Here is a 25,508-nt window from a genome sequence, read left to right as displayed (position 1 = left end):
TCAGGGTTTGCCATTGTCACGGGCTGGCCTATCTTTGCCGCTGCTGCTACAGTCCGCCCCATGCTGATGCAGGACGAACGAACCCGGCTTGTGATTTTAGGGGTAGATGGTCTGCCCCTGGAGCTTGCGCAGCAATTGTGTGCGCAGTATCCTGAATTGTTTCCCAACCTTACCCGCGTGCTGCCGGAGGCGACCAGCGTCCAGGCTGAATTGCCGGAGCTTTCCCCCGTCAACTGGAGCTCTTTTGCCACGGGGTGTGGTCCGGAAGAGCATGGCGTTTTGGGCTTCACACGCCTTGATCCGGCGAGCTACGCCATACAGATTGCCGACACCACTTGGCTGCGCACCCCCACCATTTTTGAGCGTCTTGGCGAACAGGGGCTTGTGAGCAGGGTATTGAACCTGCCGAACATGTATCCGGCGCGCCCCATAAGGGGAATGATGGTGGCCGGTTTTGTGGCCCCGGAGCTCTCAAGAGCCGTGTTCCCGCCATTTTTGGCAGGACAGCTCGCATCCATGGGGTACAGGATAGAGGCTGATACGGACAAGGGGCGCCATGATCCCGATTTCCTGCTGGCCGAGTTGCGCACAACTCTTGCTGGCCGGCGTAAGGCTTTGGAACTCTTTTGGGGTGATCTGGCCTGGGATGTCCTGGTGTTCGTGCTCACGGAAACAGACCGGCTTTTCCACTTTCACTTTCCGGCGTTAACCAGCGCTGACGATATGCTGCATCGCCCTTGCCTGGAATTCATGGCCATGTGGGACGCGGCCATTGGCGACCTGCTGGACCGTTACGAGGCCTTGCCCGAACCCAAGCGGTTGCTGGTTCTGGCTGACCATGGCTTTGGTGAGTTGGAGCAGGAGCTGGACCTGAATGTCTGGCTCAAGGGGCAAGGGCTGTTGCATTGCAACACCAGCGCCCACGAGCTGGACGCATCCGCCATCCTGCCGGAAACAAAAGCCTTCGCCCTCGATCCGGGGCGGGTGTTTTTGCATGACCAAAGATTTGGCAGGGGGCGCGTATTTTCACCAGCTGCGCGCGAGAGCACATTGGCCCATATTCGCGAGGGGCTCATGTCCCTAAGGCATGAAGGACGGGCAGTGATGCAAAGCGTACGCACAGGGGGGGAGCTCTACCCGGGCGCCCCCGATTCCTTGCAGCTGCCGGACTTGATTTTTACGCCTGCGCCCGGTTTTGATCTCAAGGCAAAGTTTGACCGGAGCGAGCTTTTCGGCCGCTTTGGCAGGCGGGGCACACACAGGCCGGAAGGTGCGTTTTTTTATGATTCCCAAGGCGCGCAGCCTGAGCGCATGCGCGATGTGGGGCGTCTGATACTCAAACATTTCGACATACAACAGCCGGAATCCCCGGCAAAGATCATAATAAGCCATGCCCATTGATTACGAAAAGGAATTGAACGAAGCCCAGTGGGAGGCGGTGCGCAGTACGAACGGCCCCTTGCTGGTCATCGCCGGCGCAGGCAGCGGCAAGACACGCACCATTGTTTACCGTCTGGCCTATCTGGTGGAAAACGGCGTCCGTCCGGAATCCATCCTGCTGCTGACATTCACACGCAAGGCCTCACAAGAAATGCTCATGCGCGCAGGTCGATTGCTGGGGCAGGATGATCCGGTTCTGGCAGCGGCAGGCCTGGGAAATGTGCGTGGCGGCACGTTCCATTCCTTTGCCTACAGGGTGTTGCGGCGCACGCCGCCACCGGGCTATGCTGGTGATTTTACCATCATGGACCGCCCCGATGCCGAAAGCGTGCTCAAAGAAGTGAAGGGTGATCTGGGGTTGGGCAAGGGCGACCGCTCCTATCCCAAGGCCGGAACCATTGTCGAGAATTTGAGCAAGGCGCGGAACAAGGAACTGGACGTGGCCGATGTGCTGGCGCGCGAGAGTTTTCACCTTTCCGCCTATACCGAAGATTTTTTGAAGCTGGACAAGGGGTATCGCGACTATAAACGGCGGCACAACCTGCTGGACTACGACGACCTGCTCTTTCAATTCGAAGTGCTGCTTCAGGAACAGCCTGAAGTCAAAGAATATTATCGTAACATGTTCGAGCATATAATGATCGACGAGTACCAGGACACAAACCTGGTGCAGGCGCGTCTTGTCCGCCACTTGTGCCCCCCGACGGGGCGTGTGATGGCAGTTGGCGACGACGCCCAGTCCATTTATGCCTTTCGTGGGGCGGATGTGCGCAACATCCTTGAGTTCCCCAAAATTTTTGAAGGGGCAAAAGTCGTCAAGCTGGAACAGAACTACCGTTCGCGGCAGCCGGTTCTGGATTTGACCAACGAGATTCTTTCCAACTCCCAGGCGCAGTTCCGCAAGCATCTTTTTTCCGAGTTTACAGGAGGGGACAAGCCTGAGCTCATACGCCCCTTGTCTGATAGAACCCAGGCCAAACTGGTGTTGGACAAAATTCTAGAGATGCTGCGGCGCTACTCGCCAGATGAGGTGGCTGTGCTCTTCCGCGCGGGCTACCAGTCCTTCCACATCGAGACGCAACTCTCCAAAATGGGGATAAGCTTTCAGAAGTTCGGGGGCATGCGGTTCTCAGAAGCCGCCCATATCAAGGATGTGCTTAGCTATTTGCGCTGCGTTCGCAATCCGGGCGACCGTGTGGCCTGGCAACGCATAGCCAGCCATGTAAAAGGGGTGGGGCAGAAAACGGCGCTCAAAGTGCATGATGCTTTTCTCTCCGGCGACAAGAAAAAGCTGGAGACGCCCCTGAAACGCCACCCGGAGCTGCGGCGCATGCTGGACTTTTTGCACGAGCAACGCACGCGCAATGCGCGGCCAGCAGCCCTGGTGGAGGAAGTTATAGAGTATTACACGCCTGCCCTTGAAATGCTGTACGCCGATGACCACCCCCGTAGACGCAAGGGGTTGGAGGAACTGGCGCAGATCGCCACGACCTATGATGATCTGGACAGCTTTCTCGGGGATTTGAGCCTTGAGCAGCCGGACCAGCGGGAGCGTGAAAACGCGGTAACGCTTTCCACCATCCACCAGGCGAAAGGGTTGGAGTGGAAAGCCGTGCTGGTGATTGATCTGGTTGAGGAGCGCTTTCCCTCGCGCCATGCCATGAATAGTGTGGACGACTTTGAAGAGGAGCGCCGGTTGTTGTATGTGGCGTGCACCCGGGCCAAGGAGCGCCTGATGCTCTTTGCCCCCCGCGCGTTGTATAAGAGGGGGGCGGACTTCAGTGAGCAGGCCAGCATCAGTCCTTTTCTGCGAGAAATATCCCCTTCGTATTTCGAGGAAATCCATGAGGGGCGTTTAGGCGCGCAGCGTGTCGCCCCCCGGCCGGAATATATGGAGCGGCCAGCCCCGAGCTACGCTCCTGATGACGCACCAGAACCCGAGCGGCCAAAGCCGGTACAGAACCCCGAGGCTTTGCCCTTCTGCAATCACAAAATCTTTGGCCGGGGCAAGATCGTCTCGCGCATCCCGCCCAACAAGTACCGCGTGAACTTCCCGGGCTTCGGGCTCAAGGTGATCATTGAAGAGTATCTGGAGCTGGAGAAATAGTCCTTTAGTCGCCATGGGAGATGCCAGATGGGCAAACACGCCCTGTGCATGAACCGATGACTGGTGCGCCTTGGCGGGCTTCCCTATTGTATGGACACCGCATATAGCTGCAGCAACAGAACGGTAATGAACTGTACAACCACGAGTGTGTCGATCAACCGTTCAGACTTGCCCTGTAATAATGAGTAGTAGAGGGTTTTGTTGTAGTTCTCTAATATCACATCATTTTCCGGTGTCTCTGCTCCGTATTGCATCTCTTGCGATATTTTGGAGTGCGCCCTGGAGCCGGAGGAATAAATCCAATAAAGCCAAGCGAAACTACAGATGAGCGCAGGGATGAAAACGGCAGCCCCTATGGAAATTGGAAGGTAGGCAGATTCAATAGTCCAGTACAGGACTATGTATGAGGTAACAATGAGTTCTGCCAGACATTTGCAATGCGTACGCCAAATTTTCTTTCCAAACTTTTCGGTTTCATGAAGCAATCGGTCTGGGGTCATCTGGCTGGGCATGCAATCTCCAGAGTTTGATACACTTGTGAAATGACGTCTTTCATTCGCAAACTTAGTAATAGGGCTGAAAAAAGCCTCGTATACAACAATTATAGACCATAATAGTGGCTATTCCCGCACCGAGCAATATATATTTGAGAAAATACGACATATTGGGCTGAAAAAAGAGGGCTTGGCTATTGTGCTCTGCGAAAGTGGAGAGTGCAGTCTGATCGGGGGAAAAGGCTGGCGAAAAGAGAAATTCAGGGGAAAAGGCGCCGTGCGGGAGATTCCTTCAGGGATACCCCACACGGCGCCTTTGCTTTTTAGGCGTAATCTATGACGCTGACGTTCATAAGCTTGGTAAAGGAGTGCAGGGATTCGATGCGGCGGATGGTGCCTGTGCGGCCACGGATAACCATGGAGGTTGTCCGCGCGCCGTTGCCTGTGAATTCCACACCTCGCAAGAAGGTGCCGCCGGAGATGCCCGTGGCGGCAAAGAACACGTCATCACTGGTGACAAGGTCATCCGTGGTGAGCACGCGCGCCAGGTTGTAGCCGGCTTCCTCGAGGTTTTTGCGCTCCTCTTCGGTCTGGGGGTCGAGCATGCCCTGCATCTCGCCGCCAATAGCACGGATGGCGCAGGCAGCCAGAACACCTTCCGGAGTGCCCCCCGTGCCCATCATGACGTCCACTTCCGAGTCGGGCATAACGGCCATAAGCGCGCCAGCGACGTCACCGTCTGTATGCAGTTGGATGCGTGCGCCCGTTGCGCGAATTTCCTCGATGAGTCCTTCGTGGCGGGGCTTGTCCAGCACGAAGACCACCAGGTCGTCCACATCCTTGCCCAGGGCCTGGGCCACGCGCTTCAGGTTATGGGCCACGGGGGCCTTTATATCCACACGGTATTTGGCCTCAGGGGGAACCACCAGCTTTTTCATGTAAAAAGCCGGCCCGGGGTTGTACATGGTGCCCCGTGGCGCCAGGGCGACAACGGCTATGGCGTTGGGGCGCCCCAGGGCGAGAAGGTTGGTGCCTTCTACGGGATCAACGGCAACGTCCATTTCCGGCCCTTTGGCCGTGCCCAGATGTTCGCCATTGAAGAGCATGGGCGCTTTGTCCTTTTCGCCCTCGCCTATGACAACAACGCCTTCGATGTCGATGATGTTGAAGCTGATGCGCATGGCGTCCACGGCAGCGGCGTCGCCTTTTTTGCGCTCCCCTTTGCCCAGCCAGCGGGAAGAGGCCAGGGCGGCGGCTTCGGTAACGCGTACGAGGTCCAGGGCGAGGTTGCGATCCGGAGCTTGTTTCATGGTTGTGACTCCTGCAAGTTCTTCAGTGGAGCCCACCTTGCAAGGGGCGCAGACTGAAGGATTGTTGTATTGCCTGTTCGGCTGGGCGGACAGTAGCAATCCCGGCCTGTTGGGGCAAGCGTTCTGACTCCACCCCAGGCGGAAGAGACGTTCATTTTTCCTGCTGTACTGGTTTGCGAGCTGTAATGGTCAGGAACTCATCCCGTCCTCCCGGCCATGTGGGCTCAAGGGCAACTCCCGTAAATCCGGCGGTTTTGAGCAACTGCACATAGCCTGCTCCGGTATAGGCTTTTGTCGTGGAGCACATGATCTGCACGTTACCGCTTGCCGCGTCTATGATGTAGAAAAACTGCCGCGCTGTTTCTTGCGCGGCAAACCACTGGTTTTTGACCAGGCACAAGTGAGGAGCGTCGCCAAACAGTCCTGATGCTGCGGCGGACCAGGATGCGCCGCTGCCAAGTGCCGCTACAGCTTCCCTGGTGTGTGCTTCCAGCAGCAGAACGCCCCCTGGTTTTAATGCGTCCCATGCTCTTGAAAGGATGCGCCGCGCTGCTGCCTCTGGAAACACGTTCAATTCACCGTACAGAAACATCACCAGATCATGCCCCTTTTCAAAAGACGTGTGCTGCAGATCACCAAGCACAAAGCAGCAGCTGGGGGAGGCAAAATGTTCTTGTGCATGGGCAATGGAGGCGGGCGAGAAGTCAATCCCCAGATAATGGTGCCCATGCGCCACAAGATAGGGAGCATACAGCCCCGGGCCGCAGCCAAGGTCCAGGATGCGTTTTTTGCCGTGGGCAAGAAAGGATTCATGCAGCCAGTCAGCCTGCAGCGCTATGCGCTCTCGTTTACGACTGGCCATGTCGTGCTCCTGCGTCAGGTGCTCGCGGAGCATACGTTTACTGAACGCAGGATTGTCCCAGGGGATTTTATAGCCACAAGTCCAAAGGGGCTGGTCTTCAACGGTGTTGGATATAATGTCGGAAAGGTGGAAAGATATCATGGTAATAGCCTTTAATCCCTTGCGGGCGGAAGAAGGGCATACGTAAAGAAGCGTCTGATCCTCGGCATGAGGGACGCCAGGCCTTGAAAGAGATGAAGGGGCCCCGTTAAGGGCAAAGGCGGCTAATACATGATGGCTGTACCCCTAAACGCATCAGGGGCTGAAGTAAAGAGGCTGCAAATGAAAAAGCCCCTACAGCATGCTGCAGGGGCTTGGTTGCTCAATGAACTCCGAGAGAACGAGTCATTTTTTGGGGACTTCGTCCTCATCCTCATCGTCGATGTGCTTGGCCATTTCCTGGGCTTCGTTGAGGTCGCCGTAAGAAGCCATGCCCGCAGTCGCCATGGAGCTTTCCAGCTTTTTGGGCAAATGCTTGATGAAATCCCAGAATTTTTCCATTTCGCCCTTGTCGTAATACTCTGATTCAAGGGCTTCCGTGGCTTGCTTGACCTTGTCATCGCCAAATCCGGTCAACAGCACGGTCTTTACCTTGGGCTGCAGTTCCTTGAGTTTGGTGATGGTCACCAGACCGTCGATGCCGGGCATTTTCAAGTCTACAATGGCGGCGTCGACTTGTTTTTTGTGTGCAATCTCAAGGGCTTCTTCGCCGGAATACGCCACTATGGGCGTAATGCCGCGCAACTCGAGTCGCTCCTTGAGAAATTCGACAAAATCTTTTTCGTCGTCAACGATAAGCAGCTTTATCTTCCCCACAACACACCTCCATGATTGAAATATACGCAACGTCTTCAGTTGAATACCAACGTCGGGAGACGCGCCGGATGCATCGCCAGGATACACCCGTAGCCACAGGAGAACACATCATGCTCCTGCGAAGCCTTGTCAGAAATGCGGCGTGCATTCCTGACGTTACGTATAGAAACGCTCAGACCAAACCAGGCACCCTCACATGCCTCGAATGATCCATCCGAGCTTGTTCCAAATTCATACAAACTTTTTTCGGGAAACGAAACCCCCCACGGGGGGCTTTCGTACTGTTTTATTTTGTATTTGCAGAGTAATCCAGAATGCTTTTGCGGCGCCTGCATGGGATGTGTATCATTGCAGATCCTTTTCGAAATGCTGGTAATCCTTCAGAGTATGCCAGGCTCCGCCCCATTTCCAACCGCGGGATACAAAGGATTTATAGACCGCATCCCCCTTTGTGATCAGCCCTGGGGTGCCGGCTTTGCGTTGCAACCAGGCCCTGCCTTCTGGCGGCTGCACATTGTCGCCCTTTACGTAGGGATTGATCAGGGGATTCACATCAATTGCAAGCCCCCAACTGTGTTTGGAATATTTTTTACTGCCAAGGGCCTTGCGGCAATTGAAGGCCGATGTGTTGTCAGCCGCCATGGACAAGGGATCGCTTCCAAAATAAGGGGCGCGCTCGATAAGCTCCATGCGCTCGATGTAAAAGCCAGATGCGTAGATGTCAGCAAAGATATCCAATACTTCCTGCGCCACAGACGCATGCACCAGCATCTCACCTGTCTGCGGCGCGCCGGACATATCCAGATAGCTCATACGCAGGTAGGAAAGGTCGTCAATGCTTATTGGGCATCCTTCTCGCCAGGTATGCTGCCGCATCATCGCGGCAACATCTTCAGGCACGGGCGCTACGCTACCGCTGAAAGGAGGCGGGGCGCCCTCACTTGCGGCAGAACCGGCGGCGCTGGCATGGGCCACCGTTGCGGCCATAATGGCCCCGATCAGGAATACAGAAAGGGCCAGGCGTACGCCCATGGCGGCTACTCCATGACCAGGCGGAATCCCAGGTCGGCTTCACGGAAGTCTGCGTCGTCCAGTCCGCGGTTGGCGCATCGGGCCGAGGCCGGCTTGCTGAAGAAGCCTGCGCCGCGGTTGCCACGCTTTTTCAATTTGAAATTGTCATTCACGGGATTATCGCGGTCCGATATCTCGTAAAAGTCGCTTGCGTAGGCGTCCAGCATCCACTCCCAGGCATTGCCGCGCAGGTCGTAGAGACCGAGTCCGTTGGGCTTGCGTTTGCCCACAGGGTGCAGGCCGGGGCCGATGCTCGTGAGATACCAGGCCACATCGGTCAAGGGAGCGCCTGTATCTCCCTTGCGGCAGAGGTATTCCCACTGCGCTTCGGTGGTCAGGTGAAAGTGTTTTCCGGTGCGGGAAGACAACCAGGCGGCATAGGCCATGCTGTCATCCCAGCTTACTGCCACCACAGGATGTTTGGGGCCGGTGGCAGTGCCGGTTTTGCGCCAGGAGTAGCCGTCGCGCCAGCCCCAGGTGGCGCCTACGTATACCTTGGCGTTGCCCTGGCGTTCGGCTGTGGTCACGTAGCCGGTATCGCGGACGAATTTTTCGAATTGCTCATTGGTGACTTCGTAGCGCCCTACCCAGAAGGGGTCCAGACACACTTGATGGGGGGGGTACTCGTCCTTTTCACAGTTGGAATCACCCCGTTGGCAGCCCATGGTGAAGCACCCGCCCTGGACGCGCACCATTTCCATGTTGGTCACGGGGTCGGTCCAGGTGTTGGATTGCGTTGCTGGCTTTGCCGGCGCTGGCGCAGGTGCAGGAGCAGGTGCTGGAGCGGGCGTTGCCACCTGAGGCGCGGCATCCGGTTTCAGAAGCACCACAATCTTGTTCATGACCGTACTGGTGGCTCTTGCCAGTTCGGAAAGCGAGGGCCCGCAGATGATGTTTTCCGCAAAGAGGATGGTGCCGTCGCTGACGTCTACGAGACGGGCGTCTATGCTGGACTCGCCCCCGTATTCCGCAACAGAGCCGGAAAGCACGTATTTGGCGCCCAACATGAAACCAATTTTCTGTGCATCGGAGCCGGAAAGGCCGGATTCGCCGAATTCGAGTTCGTCGAGCACCTTTTTGATCATCTGGCGTTCCACCACGTCAAAGACGCCGGATTTGACGGCAGCGGTGGTGAGCCGTTCAGAAACAATGCGGCCCTTGTTGTTTTTGGTGGCAGCTTCGGTAATGCCGTCAAAGGACAGAATAGCTATGCGCATGCGGCCGTTGTCTTCGCTATTGCTGTCTGTTGCTTCGGCTGCAGGTTTTGTGTCGTCGGCTTGTGCTGCAGCAGGGAAAAAGAACGCAGAAATGCACAGCAGCGCGCAGATGCACAGGGGGGAATAAAGGCGGAAAGCACGGTCCATGCCGGAATGACTCCCTTTTTGTTCAAGGGTGAATGACAATGAGGCCGAGCCCACTATGCCTTGGGGCACTGTGTTAGGCAAGGTTCTGATTTCGATAAATGAAAAAGAAAAAGCCCCGGCGTAATGAAACCGGGGCTTTTGTGAGCGCGGTATGACGTTTATCTACATCGAGCAGAACGTCTGGCGTTCGGTGTATTCGGCCTGTTTGCCCTTGTTCCAAAGCGAAATGGGGCGGTAGTAGCCTACGATGCGGGTGTATACTTCTGTGGCTGCGCCACATTCGGGGCATTCGAATTTCTCGCCGCAAATATACCCATGTTCCTTGCACACCGAAAAGGTCGGCGTAATGGAAAGGTAGGGCAGCTTTGTCATGGAAAATGCCTTGACGATGAAGTTCTTCAGCGCCTTGGGGTCGGCTACTGCTTCACCCAGGAAGGTATGGAAGACGGAACCGCCCGTATAAAGCGGCATCAGTTTGTCCTGATGCTCCAGGGCGAAAAGAACGTCTTCGGTAAGGCCCACAGGCAGGGCAGTGGAGTTGGTGTAATAAGGGGTGCCGTTGCCCGAAGCCTGAATCTGGGAGTAAAGGCCCTTGTCGATCTTGGCCAGGCGATAGCTGGTGCCTTCTGCAGGGGTTGCCTCGAGGTTGTAGAGATGCCCCGTCTCTTCCTGGAAGTTGGAGGTCAGTTCCCTGAGGTGGTGCAGCACCCGCTGCATCAGCCGTGTGCCTGCTTCGGTCTCGATGCCCTTGTTCAAGAGGTTCAGGCACGCCTCGTGCCCGCCCACCAGACCGATGGTGGAGAAGTGGCCCTTGAAGCCGTTCTTCAGATAGCGCTGGGACCACGGGAACATGCCGCGTTCCAAGTTGTCATTGATCAGCTTGCGTTTGAATTCCAGGGCGTCTCTGGCCATGCAGGCGTATTCGGCCACATGGTCTAGGAAGTCTTCCTCTCCCTGGGAGAGGTAGGCCAGCTTGGGCAGGTTCAACGTAACAACACCAATGGAGCCAGTGAGATCGCCAGCGCCGAACAGGCCGCCGACCTTGTTGCGCAGTTCACGCAGGTCCATCTGCAAACGGCAGCACATGGAGCGCACATCCTCGGGATTCAAATCCGAGTTGATGAAGTTCTGGAAGTAGGGCGCGCCGTACTTGCTGGTCAGCTTCAGCAACAATTCACCGATTTCGGTCTCCCAGGGGAAGTCCTTGGTGATATTGTATGTCGGGATGGGAAAGGAGAAGATGCGGCTGTGGTAATCGCCTTCGAGCATGACTTCGAGGAAGGCGCGGTTGATCATCTCCATTTCCTCGACGAAATCGCCGTAGGGAGTGTCCGTGATCTTGCCGCCGATGATGGCGCCTTCGGTGGCGATGTGTTTTGGGGGCACCAGGTCGAAGGTCACGTTGGTGAAGGGGCTTTGCCCACCCCAGCGCGACGTGGTGTTCAGATTGAACACGAACTTCTGCATGGCCTGGCGCACCTGCTTGTAGCTCAGCCCGTCATTGCGGACAAAGGGCGCGAGGTAGGTGTCCACGTTGTTGAACGCCTGGGCGCCGGCCCATTCGTTTTGCAACGTGCCAAGAAAGTTGACCATTTGCCCCATGACAGAGTCGAAGTGCTTGGCAGGTCCGGCGCTGGAGCGTCCTTCGAGGTTGAAGCCTTCGAGGAGCAGGTCGCGCAGGCTCCACCCTGCGCAGTAGCCGGCCAGGCCAAAGGACAGGTCATGAATATGGAAGTACCCGTGGTTGTGAGCTTCGCGGATTTCAGACGGATATTTTTCCAGAGCGTAGCGCGCCTGGATGGTGCCCGAGAGGTGCAGCATCAATCCCTGGAACGAATGGGACATGTTGGCGTTTTCATTGACACGCCAGTCTGCCTTGTCCAGGTAGTTGTCGATGGTGTTGGCAACATCCACATAGGCTGCCTTCTGCTCGCGGATCTGGCGTCGCTGCTCTCTATAGAAGATGTATTTCCGGGCTACATGGTAGAGGCGGGACTCCATGAGCACCTGTTCCACCATGTCCTGGACCTGCTCCTGTTCAGGAACATCTACATCATGCAGCTTGATTTCGACCTTCTGCGCCAGGCGCTTGGACAGGATCGGATCCTTGATGCCGCAAACGTTCAGCGCTTTGAGTATTGCCTGAGCAATCCGATCCAGTGACCACGTCTCCTCGCATCCGTCCCGTTTCCGTATCAGCCTGGGCATACGTCCTCCTGGGCTCTTGAAAGTGTTGTATTTTCAGAGAATATTCCTGCGGCAAATAGCCGCGTGTTTCTTCAATATCAGCATCGGTAAGTGTTGGAACGCGTGTGGTGCGGAAAACAAAGCGGCCGGGATTGCTACGGGCAAGGTCAAAAACCTCCTCCATGTTTTCTCTGGCCTTATCTTCGTTCACAGCCTGCCCAGTAAGGTGCGGGTAAAGGCGAAAAGGGCCTTTCACGTCAACAAAGAACTGATCCACCAGGCCGGCGTCCAGGAGTTCGGCCAATACCGACGGGCGCATGCCGTTGCTGTCCATTTTTACAGGCAGTCCTACACGTCCCAGGTCTTGCAGCAACACAGCGATGTGCGGCACCACACTGGGTTCGCCGCCTGTGACCACGATGCCGTCCAGCCATCGTTTGCGTTCGGCCAGCATGGCAAGCGCCTTGGCGCGGGGTACTGCAGGCAGCAGTTCATGCTGCCAGGCCATTTCGGCGTTATGGCAGGTGGGACAACGCAAATTGCACCCCCCGCAGAAAAAAACCATTGCCGTATGGCCGGGCCAGTCGCAAAAGCTCAAGGCCTCAACGCCGCGCACCCGGTTCCAGGCGTTTTGCAAACTCAAATCAACGGGTTCAAGCTGCTTTTTCGCCTTGGCGTAGGGGCGCCACCCTCTCACGGGCCTGGCTGGCTGATGCGCACCAGTCGTCAGACCATCATAATAAATGCTTTTACTTGGTTCCATTGAGCTCATCGATTGTATTGCATTATCCACGTCAGAATTTGAGTTGCAGAGGGACATTCCCAGGCTAGCTTCATACCAAAAAATATCCCATCACAGCCCGCCACAAGCGGCACAGCGCACATCCCACGGACCCCTGGAGTCCTGGTAGAAACCTACACTCTCTTCCTAGAAAATGCCAAGAATTTTTTTAAAAAAGCCACGCAAGGGAAAAACTACTCCAGTTAAGATGACTTGTGAAGGTGAGTTCCAAAATTGGTGTTGTATCTAAGATTCAACGTTCCGAAATAGAAAAGAAATTAATTTTGCAGCGGTGCATAACCTACTGCATCCCTGTTCCTGTGCGGAAGTGCACAAATCCGGCAGAGATGTTGGATGTCGTGGTTTTGAAACAATAGACAAGTTGCGACGTCGTGACGTGTGTAAAAAAAGATATAATAAAAACATCTGCTTTAAGAGTTATGAACATGTTACGAAAGGGTTAGCTACAGTATTTTTCCGCTACTTGCGGAAAAAAAAGAAGACCCCTCGAAATTTCTAGAGAAAATCAAGTGTCAATTCTGTTTGTCACAGGAATGAGATAAAAAAAGATTTTTACGTTGGGTGATTGCGAAAGCCCAGTATGGAGGTCAAGAATGGGGGTGTGAAAAACACATTTTGTCTTCGGGGAGGCGTGAATGGGTATGTGTTGCAACTACTGGGCCGCGCGTTATCTGATGGAGAAGAAAAAGCTATGTATTGTTAGACAGTTAAAAAGTCTAAAAAAATTGCCGTGCGCAAGGTGCCATTGCGCATTGTCGGACTGGTGGGAGATGCGTTGAGATAATGCTGTAAAATACTGAAACTATAGTATTGTTTCAGGGCGTGTGGAAATGCTAGGCTGCAGGGTGCAGCAGAACTGTGAAAACGGCGCCCCCCATGTCGCTGGTGCCGCTGTGTATCTCACCGCCCCAGGAAGTGACAAAGGTGTGCACGATGGACAGGCCGAGTCCCATTCCCGAGCCTGCTTCCTTGCTGGTGAAAAAGGGGTCGAAAACCCTGTCCCCGAAGTCCTGCAGGCCTGGGCCGTTGTCATGCACGCTCAAGGCAAGGCGATCTCCCTGCATGGAGGTCTGCACCAGAATCCGCTTGTCCTGGCGGTTGACGCTGTCCAATGCCTGCATGGCGTTGACTACCAGGTTGATGACAACCTGTTCCAGCTGCACCGCGTTTGCCTGGGCGGGGGGCAGTGTCGGTATGGCCTCCACTTCTATGCCGATGTTGTGGGCTTTCAGCTGTGCCTGCAAAAGGGAGAGTGCGTCCCGTACGCATTCCTGGGTATCCGATGCGGCAGGGCGCGATGGGGTTGCTTCCTGCCGGACAAGAGCCCGCATGTGGGTGATGATTTCGTGGATTCTGCCTGTTTCGCGTAGAATCCATCCCAGGCGGGTCAGCAGGGTCTCGCGGTCGAAGTGGTGATCCTTTTCAACCAGCATTTCCAGGCCGCTGGCGTACAGTTGCAACGCGTTGAGCGGTTGATTGATCTCGTGGGCAATACCCCCCGCAAGTGTGCCCAGGGCTTCAAGCTTTTGTGCGCGTTGCAGTCGGGCCTGGACCTCGAGTTTTTCCGTTACGTCCTCTACGAGAACGATCACCGAACCCACCTTGCCATCGGGGGAAAATACAGGGCTATAAGTGGCCTGCATCCGGCGGGTGCCTGCCGGGGTCTGTACGTCGTGCAATGCCTCGTAAACATACCCGTAATTTCTTACCAAGGTCACAGGACAGCCATGGGATGGCTCCGCTTCAGATTGCGGCGTATGCGGGTCGCCGGCTGCGCCGGGTTTGTCACCCTGGCCGGGTGAAGGGGAGCAGCCCGCGAAAATGTCCCGGTAGTCGGGCGTTGCGTTAAAATCAACATGGGGCAGCCACTCCCGAAGGCGGGGGTTGGCGGCCTCAAGGCGCATGGATTCGTCCACGATGGCAAGCCCCATGGCCAGGCTCTCGGCAATGCTGCGATAGCGTTCTTCACTGGCCAGCAAGGCTTCCTGGGCCTTTTTGCTGGATGTGATGTCGATACCGAGTTCAAGGGCAAGGGGCAGGCCGTCTGTATCTTCATAGGGGTAGCCATAGACCTGATAGTGGCGCCCTGTTTCTTCACAACGCCACTCCCAGATGCTCAGGCTGCGGACTTCGAACAGTTCCTGCAAAGGGCCTGGTTCGCCAGGAGGGCCGGCATGCATTGCCTCATAGGCGGCAAGTTCCTCAGGCGAGTGGAAGGCGTCATGAAAAAAACGGTTTGCAAAACGAATTTCACCGGCAGGTGAAAGCAGAGAAACAAAAGCCGGCAGCCGGTCAAGCAAACTGAAAAGGCGGCGGCGTTCTTGTTCAACGGCCTGCTCGGCTGCTTTGCGCTCCGTGATGTTCAGGTCGGAACCGCTCAGCACGCCGGTGCCGCCATGGGGCGAAGGCTGCATGACCCCGCGGCTCGTGATCCAGACCACATCCCCGTTTTGGTGCAGCTTGCGGTGTTCGCTTTCAAATATGGGCGCGCGCCCTTCTATGTGGTCGCGCAGGGCCTGCAACAGGGCGGGACGATCTTCAGGGTGGATGAGATCAAGCCATTCCTCGCCCTTTTGGATCAGCGGCTCGGGCTCGTATCCCAGCATGGTATTGAACATGGGGTCCAGGTACATGGCGTCGCTGTCCAGATCCCACTCCCAGATGCAGACTTTTCCGGCTTCCACCGCTAGGCGGTAGCGCCGTTCCTTGTCGCGAAGCGCTTCATTTGCCTTGTGGCGTTCCGTCACATCTGCGTACGACACGACAACGCCGTGCCCAGGCAGGGGCAAAGGCACAGCGATCACACTCAGCCAGCGTACTTCGCCACTGGAATGGCGGATGCCCATTTCCTCACAGGTGCAGGTGCACCCTGTTTTGAGGGCAATAACACTCGGGAATTCACTGTCCGGCATGGGCGAGCCGTCTTGCCTGATGATGTCCCAGGGCTTGCCACTGAGGGTGCGCCCGGTGTGCTCCTCGGTCTTCATACCCAAAATCTTTTCGCTGGCGGGATTGACTTCAAGAATCTTTCCCTCTGCATCGCTGATGGTGATGCCTATGGGCAGCGTCTCAAACAGTACACGAAATTTTTCATGCCCTGCGCCAAGTACCTCTCTGTTTCTGCGCAGGTCTGTCACGTCATCCAAGGTTGCCAGCGCGCCTGAAAGCTGGCCGTCCCCCGTATAAATGGGGCGGGGAGAAATGCGCAGCAACCGATCTTCATTTTCAGAAAGGGGCAGACGGAGAAAATACGGTTTATAGACGCCGTTGTTGCGTTCACTGCGCGCCTGCTCCAGGGTTTTGCGGTTTTCCTTGTCCTGGAGTGCTGGTTGCAGCACGGAGGGGATTGTGGCGATGGCGTCAAGGTCGTGGGCGTTTTGCCCTGCGTCCATGCTTTGCAACACCGAGGCGGCGTACTGAAAAGGAAGAGGGCCGCCCTGGTCACCCTGGTCCCCCTGGTCCCATGACCAGAAGGGGGTATCTGCAATCTCGCCGAGAAACCACGCGAGAAGCGTGTCTTCATCGGCGGATCGGAGCAGGAGAGTGGCTGCAGCCGAACGTGTCTTTTCGGGCATACGCTGTCCATGGAACAGAACCGCCAGTGCGTCAAGACGTGCGCGGCTTCGCCCTCTTTTTGTGGCGGTGTTTATTCTTCCACGGGTATGGCCGCAAGACCGTCCGCTTGCCAAACCGCCTGGCCCGGGGGATTCCAGGACGCGTTTTCGAACCGAACGACATTGCCCCCGTAGGTTGCCATGATGCGCCGCAGCGCCCCTGCAACTCCATCGGCTTCGTCCACGTTATCGAAAAAAACAACACTGCCGGCATCCAGCTTGGGGTGCAGGGCCTGAAACTCTGCAAAAACGTGGGGCGCTTCGTGGCATCCGTCCAGAAAGGCAAAAGGCACGGGCCGTGAGCCGGCGTCAAAATCCTTGAGGAAAGCCACACTGTCTCCCTGGTGCAATGAAACGAGATCGGCAAGCCCGGCAAGCTCGAGGTTTATGGCGGCTTTTTTGAGTACGGCAGGGTCCAGGTCTACCGAAACCACACTGCCCCGGTACTTGGAATCGCGGATGGCCTGGGCAAGTACGATTGTGGAGCACCCAACATTGGCGCCCGTTTCCAAAATCAGATTATGCACACCGGGCCTGAGTGCGCAGAGGCAGGAATAATAGAGCAGGTTCCAGCCGGGGTAGCCAATGGTGAGGCCACTGCGGGCAAAAGACTCCTCCGTGCTATGGACGCCTTCCTCATACAGAGCCAGCAACTTGTTGGGCAGCAGGGAGCGATCGTAGTCGAACATGCGTCTGTTATCCGGGTCAGGGCGGTCAGGAAACAGAAGCGGATGCTCCGCAGCAAGCGCAGCCGCCATGCCTTCCAACACGGCGGCAAACGTCTTGAAGACCGGGCCGGTTGCCGTGGCGGAACGCTTTGCCAGCATTTTGGAGGCCTTGCGGGGTGCATCTCCGGCCAGCAGCACAGGCACGCCATCCAGGTGATCGGGAAGAGCCGCCAGGGAGTGTACGGGCAGTGCATCCAATTCCTCTGGGGCGTTTTCTTCGGGGAGCGCCAGAAACGCAAGAGGGAGAATCCCCAGGTCTGTCAGCGCCTTTCGTGCTTCCCGGGCGGCTTGCCCCACCCCGTAAATGCAAATGTTCTTTTCCTTGGACTGCATGCTCTGGCTCCTGATTTATGGCGCATTGTTCTTACGGTTGTATTGGCCCGTGAAGCCGATAGCAGGGACGCACGGCATGCGCAACCTGACATACACATTAAGCAGCAGAAAAGAGCAAGATCGTCCAAGTCTGTCCGGGATGTGGGGAGTACCTCTGGCAGCAACACAACAACAAAGGAGGTCCGCCATGGACATGGATATGGAAAACTGGGGAATGGGAGCATTGGCTCACTTGGAAGAAGGCGCCTGCCGGCTGGACGCATGCGCCTGGAACAAGCATCCGAACTTTGAAGGCGTGGAGCTCAAGCACCTGGTGCGGGGCGAGGCCACAAAGGGAGCGCTCTCCTGCCATCTGGTCCGGGTTGCACCTGGAAAATGTCTGCAAAGCCACACCCATGACCCGCAATGGGAGCTGCATGAAGTGGTTGCCGGCGACGGGTGCGCCAAAGTCGGCGAGCGCAATGTGGAGTATACCCCCGGCACCATGGCTGTCATCAAGAGCGGTGCCGTGCATGAAGTGACTGCCGGCGACAAAGGGCTTGTCCTGTTTGCCAAGTTCTTTCCCGCCCTGCTATAGCAGATGTCTGCACGCCGGGTGCATGGGCCTGTGCTCCCGGCGGTTGCAGCAATGTCTGAGAAAGCTCAAGAGGCGGGGCGTGGCCGTGCAAGGGCAAGCTCGTTTCATGTTCAAGGTGCTTTCCGCTGCTGGCGGGGGCGCCGATCTGGTGCAGGGGGAGGGTGTGCCCGGTACCGTGGCGCGCCATACCCACGCCAGCTATATCCTGGGCCTGGTGGAATCAGGTGAACGCGTGATGCAACTTGGGACCAGGGAACTTACGATCCCCGCCGGGTGCATGTTTGTGGTGCACCCCAATCAACCCCATGCCTGCCTGGCCCCAACAGATTGCGAACTCGCCTTCTGCGCTCTGGCTTTGCCTGCCGCATATGTTGCAAAGGTCGCCCGCGATGCCGGGTGTGGTGGCGGCTTGCCCCGGTTTCCTGACGCTTATTTTCGTAATTCGGCGCTTGCCCGGAACCTCAAGTCCCTAGCCGGAGCAACCGGCGCTGCCACTGCGGAAACAGAGACACTGCTTCTGGAGACGGTGGTGTTGCTGCTTGAGGAGCATGCCCTGGACAATCCGGAACCGCCCCCTTTGATCCCTGGCCTGGTGCATAAGGCTGTCAACGCCATTAAAGAGCACCACGCCGCGCCCCTTGATTTGCATGAACTGGCCGAAAACGTTGGGATAAGTCCCTTTCACCTGCACCGTCTTTTTGTTCGATCCATGGGGGTGACACCGCTTGCCTGGCAGATGCAAGTGCGTGTAGGGCGTGCGCGCCAGCTCATGCGGGAAGGCTACAGCGCATGCGCAGCCGGACATGAAGTCGGGTTTTGCGACCAAAGCCATTTTACTCGTGCCTTCAAGAAAATCATGGGTCTGCCACCAGGGGCGTACCTGCGTTCCTGCGGCGATTAATTTTCCTCCTCGTTTAGTTTTTTCCATATTTTCAGTTTTTTACTGCGTGTATCCGCGCAGGGGTAAATTCAGTGTCGCAATCCTTGACACAGGGAAACACTGCATTATTACTTTATAAACAAAAAGGCGAACGGTGTTTTGCCAAAAGTGACTTGAGTGGCGTTGCCAAATGCGACGACTGATAACCGCTGTCACTGGGGGCGATGCACAAGAAGGCCATTCCAGAAGCAACGACGCACCAATGCACCATAGATGCAATGTCGTGGTTCTGGATGGATACCTTTGCTATAGAATAATGATCGCCTCTTACTTGTCGTCGCTCTGAAGCACCTGTAGCGCTGAAGTTCTGTTTTAAACGCGTTGCAGAGCGAATTCCCCAAAAAAGGGCATTAGCCACTTGACAGACCTGATGCAGGTTTTACTTTGTGTTTAACAAAAATGTTAAATATCACCCCAAGGAGGGAGGCATATGAGCAAGATTATAGGAATAGACCTGGGAACCACCAACTCCTGCGTCTATGTCATGGAAGGTAAGGAAGCCAAATGCATCAACAACCCCGAAGGCGGGCGCACTACTCCTTCAGTTGTTGCTTTTACTGATAAGGAACAGCTCGTGGGCGAAGTGGCCAAACGGCAGTCCGTAACCAACCCCGAACGAACCGTTTTCGCCATCAAACGTTTGATGGGGCGCAAGGCGGATGCTGCTGAAGTGCAAGCCTGGAAAAAGCATTCTCCATACGAAATTACGGCAGGCAACAACGGCGATGCAGCTGTGAAAGTCGGTGACCGCACCCATTCTCCATCTGAAATTTCCGCCAAGATTCTGCAAAAGCTGAAGGCTGACGCTGAAGCATACCTGGGCGAAAAGGTTACCGAAGCCGTTATTACCGTACCTGCCTATTTCAACGACTCCCAGCGTCAGGCCACCAAGGACGCAGGGCGTATTGCCGGGCTGGAAGTAAAGCGAATAATCAACGAGCCCACCGCGGCCTCTTTGGCATATGGTCTGGACAAGAAGACCAACGAAAAGATTGCTGTCTTCGACCTGGGCGGCGGCACCTTTGATATCTCCATCCTCGAGGTGGGGGATGGTGTCGTGGAAGTGCGCGCAACCAATGGTGATACGTTTTTGGGCGGCGAAGACTTTGACCAGCGGATCATCGACCATCTGGTGAATGCGTTCAAGAATGACACGGGTATCGACCTCTCCACGGACCGCATGGCCCTGCAGCGCCTGAAAGAGGCTGCGGAAAAGGCCAAGAAGGAATTGTCCTCTTCCATGGAGACAGAGATCAACCTGCCCTTCATCACCGCAGACCAGAGCGGCCCCAAGCACATGATGCTCAAGCTGGGGCGCGCAAAGTTGGAAAGTCTGGTGGAGGACCTTGTCGCCCGTGTTGAAGCTCCCTGTAAGAAGGCCCTGGCTGATGCGGACCTGAAGTCTACCGAGATCGACGAAGTCATCCTGGTGGGCGGCATGACCCGTATGCCTCTGGTGCAAAAGAAGGTGCAGGATATCTTTGGCAAGGAGCCCAACCGCAGTGTGAACCCGGACGAAGTGGTCTCCATGGGCGCGGCCATCCAGGGCGGTATCCTGGCTGGCGATGTGAAAGACGTGTTGCTCCTCGACGTCACCCCGTTGTCCCTGGGCATTGAAACCATGGGCGGTGTAATGACCCCGCTCATCGAGCGCAACACAACAATTCCCACGCGCAAAAGCCAGGTGTTCACCACGGCGGCGGACAACCAGCCAGCTGTGGACGTGCATGTGATGCAGGGCGAACGCCCCATGGCGCAAGACAACATGACGCTGGGGCGTTTTGAGTTGACCGGTATCCCGGCGGCGCCCCGCGGCGTACCGCAGATCGAAGTGAGCTTTGACATCGACGCCAACGGCATCGTGAATGTCTCAGCCAAGGATATGGGCACCGGTAAGGAGCAAAGCATCCGCATTACCGCTTCCAGCGGTCTGGACGAGGCCGAGATCGACCGTTTGGTCAAGGAAGCCGAGACCCACGCAGCGGAAGACGAGCGCAAGAAGGCCCTCATCGAGGCGCGCAACCAGGCGGATACGCTTGTGTACACCACGGAAAAGAGTATCCGGGATCTTGGTGAAAAACTTGACGCTGCCACAAAGGCAGACGTGGAAGCGAAGATTGAAGCCGTCAAGACCGCGCTTGCTGGTGAGGACGAAGCCGCCATCAAGCAGGCCTCCGAGGACCTCTCCCATGCAGCCCACGCCCTGGCGGAGCAGCTCTACCAGAACAATGCCGGCCAGCAGGCAGACGCAGGGTGCGGCGCTGGAGGATGCGGCCAGCAGACTCAGGGCGCGCAACCCGGCCAGAATGCAGATGACGATGTAATAGACGCCGAGTATACGGAGCACGCTGCCTAACGCGTACTGAACAGACCATTCCTATCTATATGTATGGGCGGCTTCCCGAAAGGGGGGCCGCCTTTTGCAATGTGAAGCAAAAGATGCGTGCCGCTCAGTAGGATTCTGCAAGTTTCAGAGCCTGCGCAAAACTGGAAGCGCCGCCAGCTCCGAGAAGCGCCGTGACATCCTTGCCGCACACGGGAGGAGAAAAAAGAAACCCCTGAAGCAAAGGGCAGGCAAGGCGGCGCAATTGCAGCGTCTGGTTCATGTTCTCCACGCCTTCTGCCACCGCTTTGATGCCCATGCTGTTGGCAAGGGCCATGATGGTGGAGACGATTTCCGGCTTGCTCAACCCTTTGGAGGAGCCGGAAACAAATGACTGGTCTATTTTCAGGTAATCAATGGGGAACTGATGCAGGTAGCTCAAAGAGGAGTAGCCAGTGCCAAAGTCGTCGATAACTAGCTGCAACTCAAGTTCTTTCAGACGCGTAAGCACTTCCTGGCACAGCTTGATGTTGCGCATCATGGCTGATTCCGTGATTTCCAGCTTCAGGGATGAAGGCTGGATTCCGGATGTGTCCAAGGCGGACTGCACGATTGCTGGCAGGCCGCGCAATCCCAATTGACGTGCAGACAGATTGACGCTGACGTACAACGAGGTCCATTGGGGGTAGAGGGTTATCCATTCCTTGAGCTGCCGGCAGGCCTCATGCAACACCCACTCTCCCAGCGGAACAATGAGCCCGGTTTCTTCCGCCATGGGGATGAACTGGGAAGGGGAGATCACCCCTTGCGTCGGGTGCTCCCAACGGACAAGGGCCTCCAGTCCGCAAAGAGAGCCGTCCTGGGAAGACACAATGGGTTGGTAATAAAGCGAGAAATTTTCTTGCGCCATGGCCTGGCGCAGTTCGGCTTCCAGGCTGAGGGCCTGCAGCGCCGCATTGAACATGGCGGGATTGAAGAATTTGAAGAGGTTGCCCCCCGTTTCCTTGGCCCGGTACATTGCAATATCGGCGTTGCGCAGCAAATCCTCTGGCGATTCCTCTGGCGAGTTGCGCAGTACGATGCCGATGCTTGCGCTTGTAAGGATTGTCTGTTCACTGATGAGGAAGGGTTCTTCCAGGGAGGTTTTGCAGCGCATCACTACCTGCGTCACTTCCTGGGCGCTGTGGAATCCCTCCAGCAGTATGGCGAACTCGTCGCCCCCCAGTCGTGCGACAGTGTCCACATTGCGGATGCTGCTGGCCAGGCGGGATGCTATTTCCTGCAGCAGTTTATCGCCGATGATGTGGCCGAGGCTGTCATTGATTCCCTTGAAGCGGTCCACATCCAGGATGAGCACGGCAAAGCGGTGGTGCTCGTCGCGGTTCGAGCGTTTGATGGCCTGGTTCAGGCGCTCAATGAACAGGGCTCTGTTGGGCAGCCCGGTAAGCGAGTCGTGAAACGCCTGATAGGTAAGTTGCTGTTCAAAGGCCTTGCGCGATGAAATGTCCTGGAAGCTGTAGTACACGGCCTGTACTTTTCCATCGTGAATCACCGGGTACCCCAGAAAAGAAACCGGGATATGCTCGGCCTGCTTGTTGCGAGTGGTCAGTTCTCGGGAGGTAGGCGTGCCGGTGAGCAGGGACGCATGCAGGGATGCAAAGGTGCCATGGTACATGCGGGGCAGGATAAGTTCGTGGCAGATGCGCCCTGCACAGTGTTCCTGACTGTATCCGAACAGATCCACGAATCCCGAATTGACCTCTATGATTTTGCTTTCAGTATCAACGAGGGCAAGCCCCAGGGGAGAGTTCTCGAACAGTTGCTGGTAAAATGCCTTTTGTTCGTCCAGGGCTTCTATCTTGCGCTCCAGCTGATTGTTGGCCGCGCGTAAAAGGCGATACAACTCGTGGCTTTCCAGGCTGTTCGCAGTGTTCAGCATGATCAGGGAAAGCAAATGCAAAGAGCTGTCCGGTATGTCCTTGAGCCCTTTGGCGGGGTAGGCCATGAGCATGCCGCGGATACGCGTGGTCGTGGCCATACGGTGCAGGATCAGTTGGCCGCTGTTGGAAGGAGGGGGCGCTTCAGCCGAAACAAAAAGCGGCTTCTGCATATCCAGGGCCTGGGCAAAAGTGCCTTTCTCGGATTGGCCTTCCAATTCCTGGACGAAATTATCTTCCATTGCTGCAGGCCAGCAGTGCGCAATGTAAAAGTCGGCGCTGTCCTCGTCTATGCGGTAGATCGCCAGACCGGTCAGTTCAAGTAGTTTCAGTATGCGTTTTGCCGCTTCCTGGATGATCATGGCCGGGGAATCAAAAGCGGTAAGGTTCTGTTGGAAATCCGAGAGGGACGCCGCGGATTCCAAGGCTTCCAAGGTGAAGCGGTACACCCGCTCGAGATATTCGACCCGTTCATTCAAACGCATAGAGGCTCCACGCTATACCGCTTCCTGAAATAAGGCCCTGAACATATCTTCGATGAGAGGCTCAGTCTGCTGCATCACGGCCGCAATGACGCTGGAGTCTATCGCCAAGCTTTCCCAGGCGCTGATATCAAGGGGGGGAATGCGCAAGGCATCCCAGTTGCCGAGGACCAGGGCATGGGCAAGAACATCCGCTACATGCAGCAGTTTGCTTTCCGCATTCAGGCTGGTTGTGAAGGGCGGATGATGGTTGCCTACGCCCTGGCACAGCTCTTCGGGCAGTCCCCAAAAGGTTAGCAATTCCTGCGAGAGGGATGCGTGGTTCCAACCAAGCATCTGTTGCTCAACGGCATACAGGGGAGAGCGACCATAAAGGGATATCTCCATCATGTATTTGCAATGAACAGGGTGTTGCAGGCAGATTACCAGCCGGCCGATGTCATGCAACAGGCCAAGGGCGAACATGCGCTCTCTGTTGACTCCCTGGCAGTATCCGGCAAGTGTCCGGGCAACTATGCCACAGGCGACACTGTGCCTGCAGTATTCCTCCAAGGAATAGACCGAGGACGGCACACCCTTGAAGAGACTGAACACAGAAATTCCCAACGCAAGGGTGCTCAACTGGCTGGACCCCACAAGAGCAACCGCACGGTCCAGAGAATCCACGCGCTGGCGGAATCCATAAAAGGGCGAATTGACCAGCCGCAACAGTTTTGCGCTCAGGCTGCTGTCGCGGCTTATGACTTCCGCCACATAGGCGGCAGATGCATTCGGCGCGTCCAGAGCCTCCACTATTTGGGCATAGGTTTGCGGCAGTGTGGCCAATGTCTCACTTTTGCCGACAATAGCCTCCGGTGTGGGGAGGGGGGGCAGTTGCTCATCTGCTGCAGGTGCGCTGATTGTGGTGGAATCCCCTGAAATAATGACGCCGGCGTCAATTTTGCGCGCTGCGTGCAACAAAAACTGGCGCAAAATCTCTTTGCATGCCGGATGCTGCAGATCAAGACTGCAAAACCGCTTTTGAGCCAGCGCCTTGCTCAGTTCCCTGGCCACAGGGGAAAAAGATTTCTGTGCCTTCCCTGCAATTTCTTCGGAAGTGATGTTTGCGATTTCCGCACCGGGAATGCCCCAGCGTTTGCAGAGCGTAATGTGTTTGCATTCCAGAGGTTCGCCTCTGGACAACAAAAGGCGCCCTTGCGGTGATCGCAAGTCCTTGTCCAGGACCATTCCGGGCTCAAGGTCTGTTGTGTTTATGCTCGCCATCAGGACCTCTGTGAAGATAATGCAAATAGTCCAGGTGGTTGAAAGGGTCTGAGAGGGATAATAGCATGGCGGGAAGCTTCATTTCAATTGGAGATGGCAAAACAAAAAAAGTTGAAGCACCGGCAAAAAATATGAATGACCCTTAGTGATTTGTTTATCTTAAAAAGGTAAAGCGTTGTCAATGTTGTGAGGATTTGGTGACACGAAGGGAAAGGTTTTCCTTAATGGCTTCGCATCCAATGAGGGCGATTCCATTGCCTGGGAGTGAGGAGGAAGTTTCTCGCTATATTCACAGATGTTAGGGGTGCTTGCGAGTAACGTCATCTTATATATGGAAACAAGTAGCCTGAAATGTGCTCCATATCGCGGAGATTCCGACACTTGGCCCGCAAGATGTGCGTGCAAGTTGCAGCGTGCGTTTGGGGGAAATGTACAGAGACGTGGTGGTTAACACGTTGAAATGTAATTACTAAAAAAATTGAAACAGCACTTGACTCGGCCGGCTCCGAGATTATTTTTTATGCAGAAAAAATCAACGGAGGTAGCTGAAATGGTTACAGAACTCAGTCCTTTTTTTGGTGGCGACAGGAGCCTGGACAGGTTGCTGGACGGGTTCTTCACGCCATTGGTCTACAGCCAGAGGCGCGGCACGTACCCCCCTTTGAATCTGAGCGAAGATGATCACAATATCTATGCAACCCTCGAGGTGCCGGGGCTGGCTATCGATGACCTGGAGTTGACGCTTACTGATGCGACGCTTTCCATTAAAGGCGAGCGCAAGGCGGACGACGGGAAGTATTACCGCAGAGAGCGCCCTTA

At 55.9% G+C, this 25,508-nt stretch carries 19 protein-coding genes (1 of these 19 only partly in view); 7 read left to right on the top strand and 12 right to left on the bottom strand.

Annotation, left to right across the window (positions count from 1 at the left end; all coding sequences use genetic code 11):
- Positions 1 to 60 precede the first annotated feature (60 nt).
- On the top strand, positions 61 to 1,401 hold the full coding sequence (locus ACZ5EH_RS02865) for an alkaline phosphatase family protein (protein ID WP_464276630.1): 1,341 nt from the start codon (positions 61 to 63) through the stop codon (positions 1,399 to 1,401).
- Positions 1,391 to 3,547 carry an ATP-dependent helicase gene (locus ACZ5EH_RS02860; RefSeq protein WP_464276629.1) on the top strand — a complete coding sequence of 719 codons (2,157 nt, stop codon included), beginning with the start codon at positions 1,391 to 1,393 and terminating at the stop codon, positions 3,545 to 3,547. Before ACZ5EH_RS02865 ends, ACZ5EH_RS02860 begins: the two co-directional genes overlap by 11 nt.
- Positions 3,548 to 3,630: 83 nt before the next feature.
- Here the strand turns inward: ACZ5EH_RS02860 and ACZ5EH_RS02855 are convergent, their stop codons facing one another.
- Both ACZ5EH_RS02855 and glpX read right to left on the bottom strand, forming a co-directional pair.
- Positions 3,631 to 4,059 carry a hypothetical protein gene (locus ACZ5EH_RS02855; RefSeq protein ID WP_464276628.1) on the bottom strand — a complete coding sequence of 143 codons (429 nt, stop codon included), beginning with the start codon at positions 4,057 to 4,059 and terminating at the stop codon, positions 3,631 to 3,633.
- A gap of 305 nt (positions 4,060 to 4,364) precedes the next feature.
- A complete protein-coding gene (glpX, locus tag ACZ5EH_RS02850; protein ID WP_464276627.1) occupies positions 4,365 to 5,351 on the bottom strand; it encodes a class II fructose-bisphosphatase in 987 nt (328 codons plus the stop codon).
- Here glpX and ACZ5EH_RS02845 point away from each other — a divergent pair.
- The gene (locus ACZ5EH_RS02845) at positions 5,350 to 5,478 is read left to right on the top strand and encodes a hypothetical protein (RefSeq protein WP_464276626.1); all 129 of its coding nucleotides are present in this window, start codon (positions 5,350 to 5,352) and stop codon (positions 5,476 to 5,478) included. The genes glpX and ACZ5EH_RS02845 overlap by 2 nt on opposite strands.
- Before the next feature lie 24 nt (positions 5,479 to 5,502).
- On the opposite strand, the gene ACZ5EH_RS02840 is transcribed toward ACZ5EH_RS02845, so the two are convergent.
- From ACZ5EH_RS02840 to ACZ5EH_RS02805, 8 genes are all read right to left on the bottom strand, one after another.
- Complete coding sequence (locus ACZ5EH_RS02840) at positions 5,503 to 6,354, bottom strand: class I SAM-dependent methyltransferase (protein ID WP_464276625.1); 852 nt, start codon at positions 6,352 to 6,354, stop codon at positions 5,503 to 5,505.
- A gap of 243 nt (positions 6,355 to 6,597) precedes the next feature.
- Entirely contained in the window at positions 6,598 to 7,068 is a 471-nt protein-coding gene (locus ACZ5EH_RS02835; protein ID WP_464276624.1) for a response regulator, read from the bottom strand.
- A gap of 345 nt (positions 7,069 to 7,413) precedes the next feature.
- On the bottom strand, positions 7,414 to 8,100 hold the full coding sequence (locus tag ACZ5EH_RS02830; protein WP_464276623.1) for a M15 family metallopeptidase: 687 nt from the start codon (positions 8,098 to 8,100) through the stop codon (positions 7,414 to 7,416).
- A gap of 5 nt (positions 8,101 to 8,105) precedes the next feature.
- The gene (locus ACZ5EH_RS02825; protein WP_464276622.1) at positions 8,106 to 9,503 is read right to left on the bottom strand and encodes a FlgO family outer membrane protein; all 1,398 of its coding nucleotides are present in this window, start codon (positions 9,501 to 9,503) and stop codon (positions 8,106 to 8,108) included.
- 162 nt (positions 9,504 to 9,665) lie between these two features.
- Positions 9,666 to 11,654, bottom strand: coding sequence for a ribonucleoside triphosphate reductase (locus tag ACZ5EH_RS02820; RefSeq protein ID WP_464278253.1), 1,989 nt, complete (start codon positions 11,652 to 11,654; stop codon positions 9,666 to 9,668).
- Positions 11,557 to 12,453, bottom strand: a complete 897-nt coding sequence (locus ACZ5EH_RS02815; RefSeq protein ID WP_464276621.1) for an anaerobic ribonucleoside-triphosphate reductase activating protein — start codon at positions 12,451 to 12,453, stop codon at positions 11,557 to 11,559. Before ACZ5EH_RS02815 ends, ACZ5EH_RS02820 begins: the two co-directional genes overlap by 98 nt.
- Positions 12,454 to 13,325: 872 nt before the next feature.
- A complete protein-coding gene (locus tag ACZ5EH_RS02810) occupies positions 13,326 to 16,067 on the bottom strand; it encodes a PAS domain-containing sensor histidine kinase (protein WP_464276620.1) in 2,742 nt (913 codons plus the stop codon).
- 71 nt (positions 16,068 to 16,138) lie between these two features.
- Positions 16,139 to 17,167: a class I SAM-dependent methyltransferase gene (locus ACZ5EH_RS02805; RefSeq protein WP_464276619.1), complete on the bottom strand. Its 1,029-nt coding sequence runs from the start codon at positions 17,165 to 17,167 to the stop codon at positions 16,139 to 16,141.
- Positions 17,168 to 17,354: 187 nt separating this feature from the next.
- On the opposite strand from ACZ5EH_RS02805, the gene ACZ5EH_RS02800 reads away from it, so the two are divergent.
- From ACZ5EH_RS02800 to dnaK, 3 genes are all read left to right on the top strand, one after another.
- On the top strand, positions 17,355 to 17,744 hold the full coding sequence (locus ACZ5EH_RS02800) for a cupin domain-containing protein (protein WP_464276618.1): 390 nt from the start codon (positions 17,355 to 17,357) through the stop codon (positions 17,742 to 17,744).
- Positions 17,745 to 17,823: 79 nt separating this feature from the next.
- Positions 17,824 to 18,645 (top strand): AraC family transcriptional regulator, encoded by an 822-nt coding sequence (locus tag ACZ5EH_RS02795; RefSeq protein ID WP_464276617.1) that lies wholly within the window; start codon positions 17,824 to 17,826, stop codon positions 18,643 to 18,645.
- Positions 18,646 to 19,114: 469 nt separating this feature from the next.
- Positions 19,115 to 21,040 carry a molecular chaperone DnaK gene (gene dnaK, locus ACZ5EH_RS02790; RefSeq protein ID WP_464276616.1) on the top strand — a complete coding sequence of 642 codons (1,926 nt, stop codon included), beginning with the start codon at positions 19,115 to 19,117 and terminating at the stop codon, positions 21,038 to 21,040.
- Positions 21,041 to 21,134: 94 nt separating this feature from the next.
- Here the strand turns inward: dnaK and ACZ5EH_RS02785 are convergent, their stop codons facing one another.
- Together ACZ5EH_RS02785 and ACZ5EH_RS02780 are read right to left on the bottom strand one after the other, a co-directional pair.
- Complete coding sequence (locus tag ACZ5EH_RS02785; RefSeq protein ID WP_464276615.1) at positions 21,135 to 23,429, bottom strand: bifunctional diguanylate cyclase/phosphodiesterase; 2,295 nt, start codon at positions 23,427 to 23,429, stop codon at positions 21,135 to 21,137.
- A 12-nt stretch (positions 23,430 to 23,441) separates the two neighbouring features.
- The gene (locus tag ACZ5EH_RS02780; RefSeq protein ID WP_464276614.1) at positions 23,442 to 24,689 is read right to left on the bottom strand and encodes an HDOD domain-containing protein; all 1,248 of its coding nucleotides are present in this window, start codon (positions 24,687 to 24,689) and stop codon (positions 23,442 to 23,444) included.
- 550 nt (positions 24,690 to 25,239) lie between these two features.
- On the opposite strand from ACZ5EH_RS02780, the gene ACZ5EH_RS02775 reads away from it, so the two are divergent.
- Positions 25,240 to 25,508 carry the 5' portion of an Hsp20/alpha crystallin family protein gene (locus tag ACZ5EH_RS02775; protein ID WP_464276613.1) on the top strand. Its footprint extends 145 nt past the window's final position, so only the first 269 of its 414 coding nucleotides appear in the window; it begins with the start codon at positions 25,240 to 25,242; its stop codon lies off the right edge, out of view.

It is taken from the genome of Desulfovibrio biadhensis, from assembly GCF_055388615.1.
This window is presented reverse-complemented; position numbering and strand designations above follow the sequence as displayed.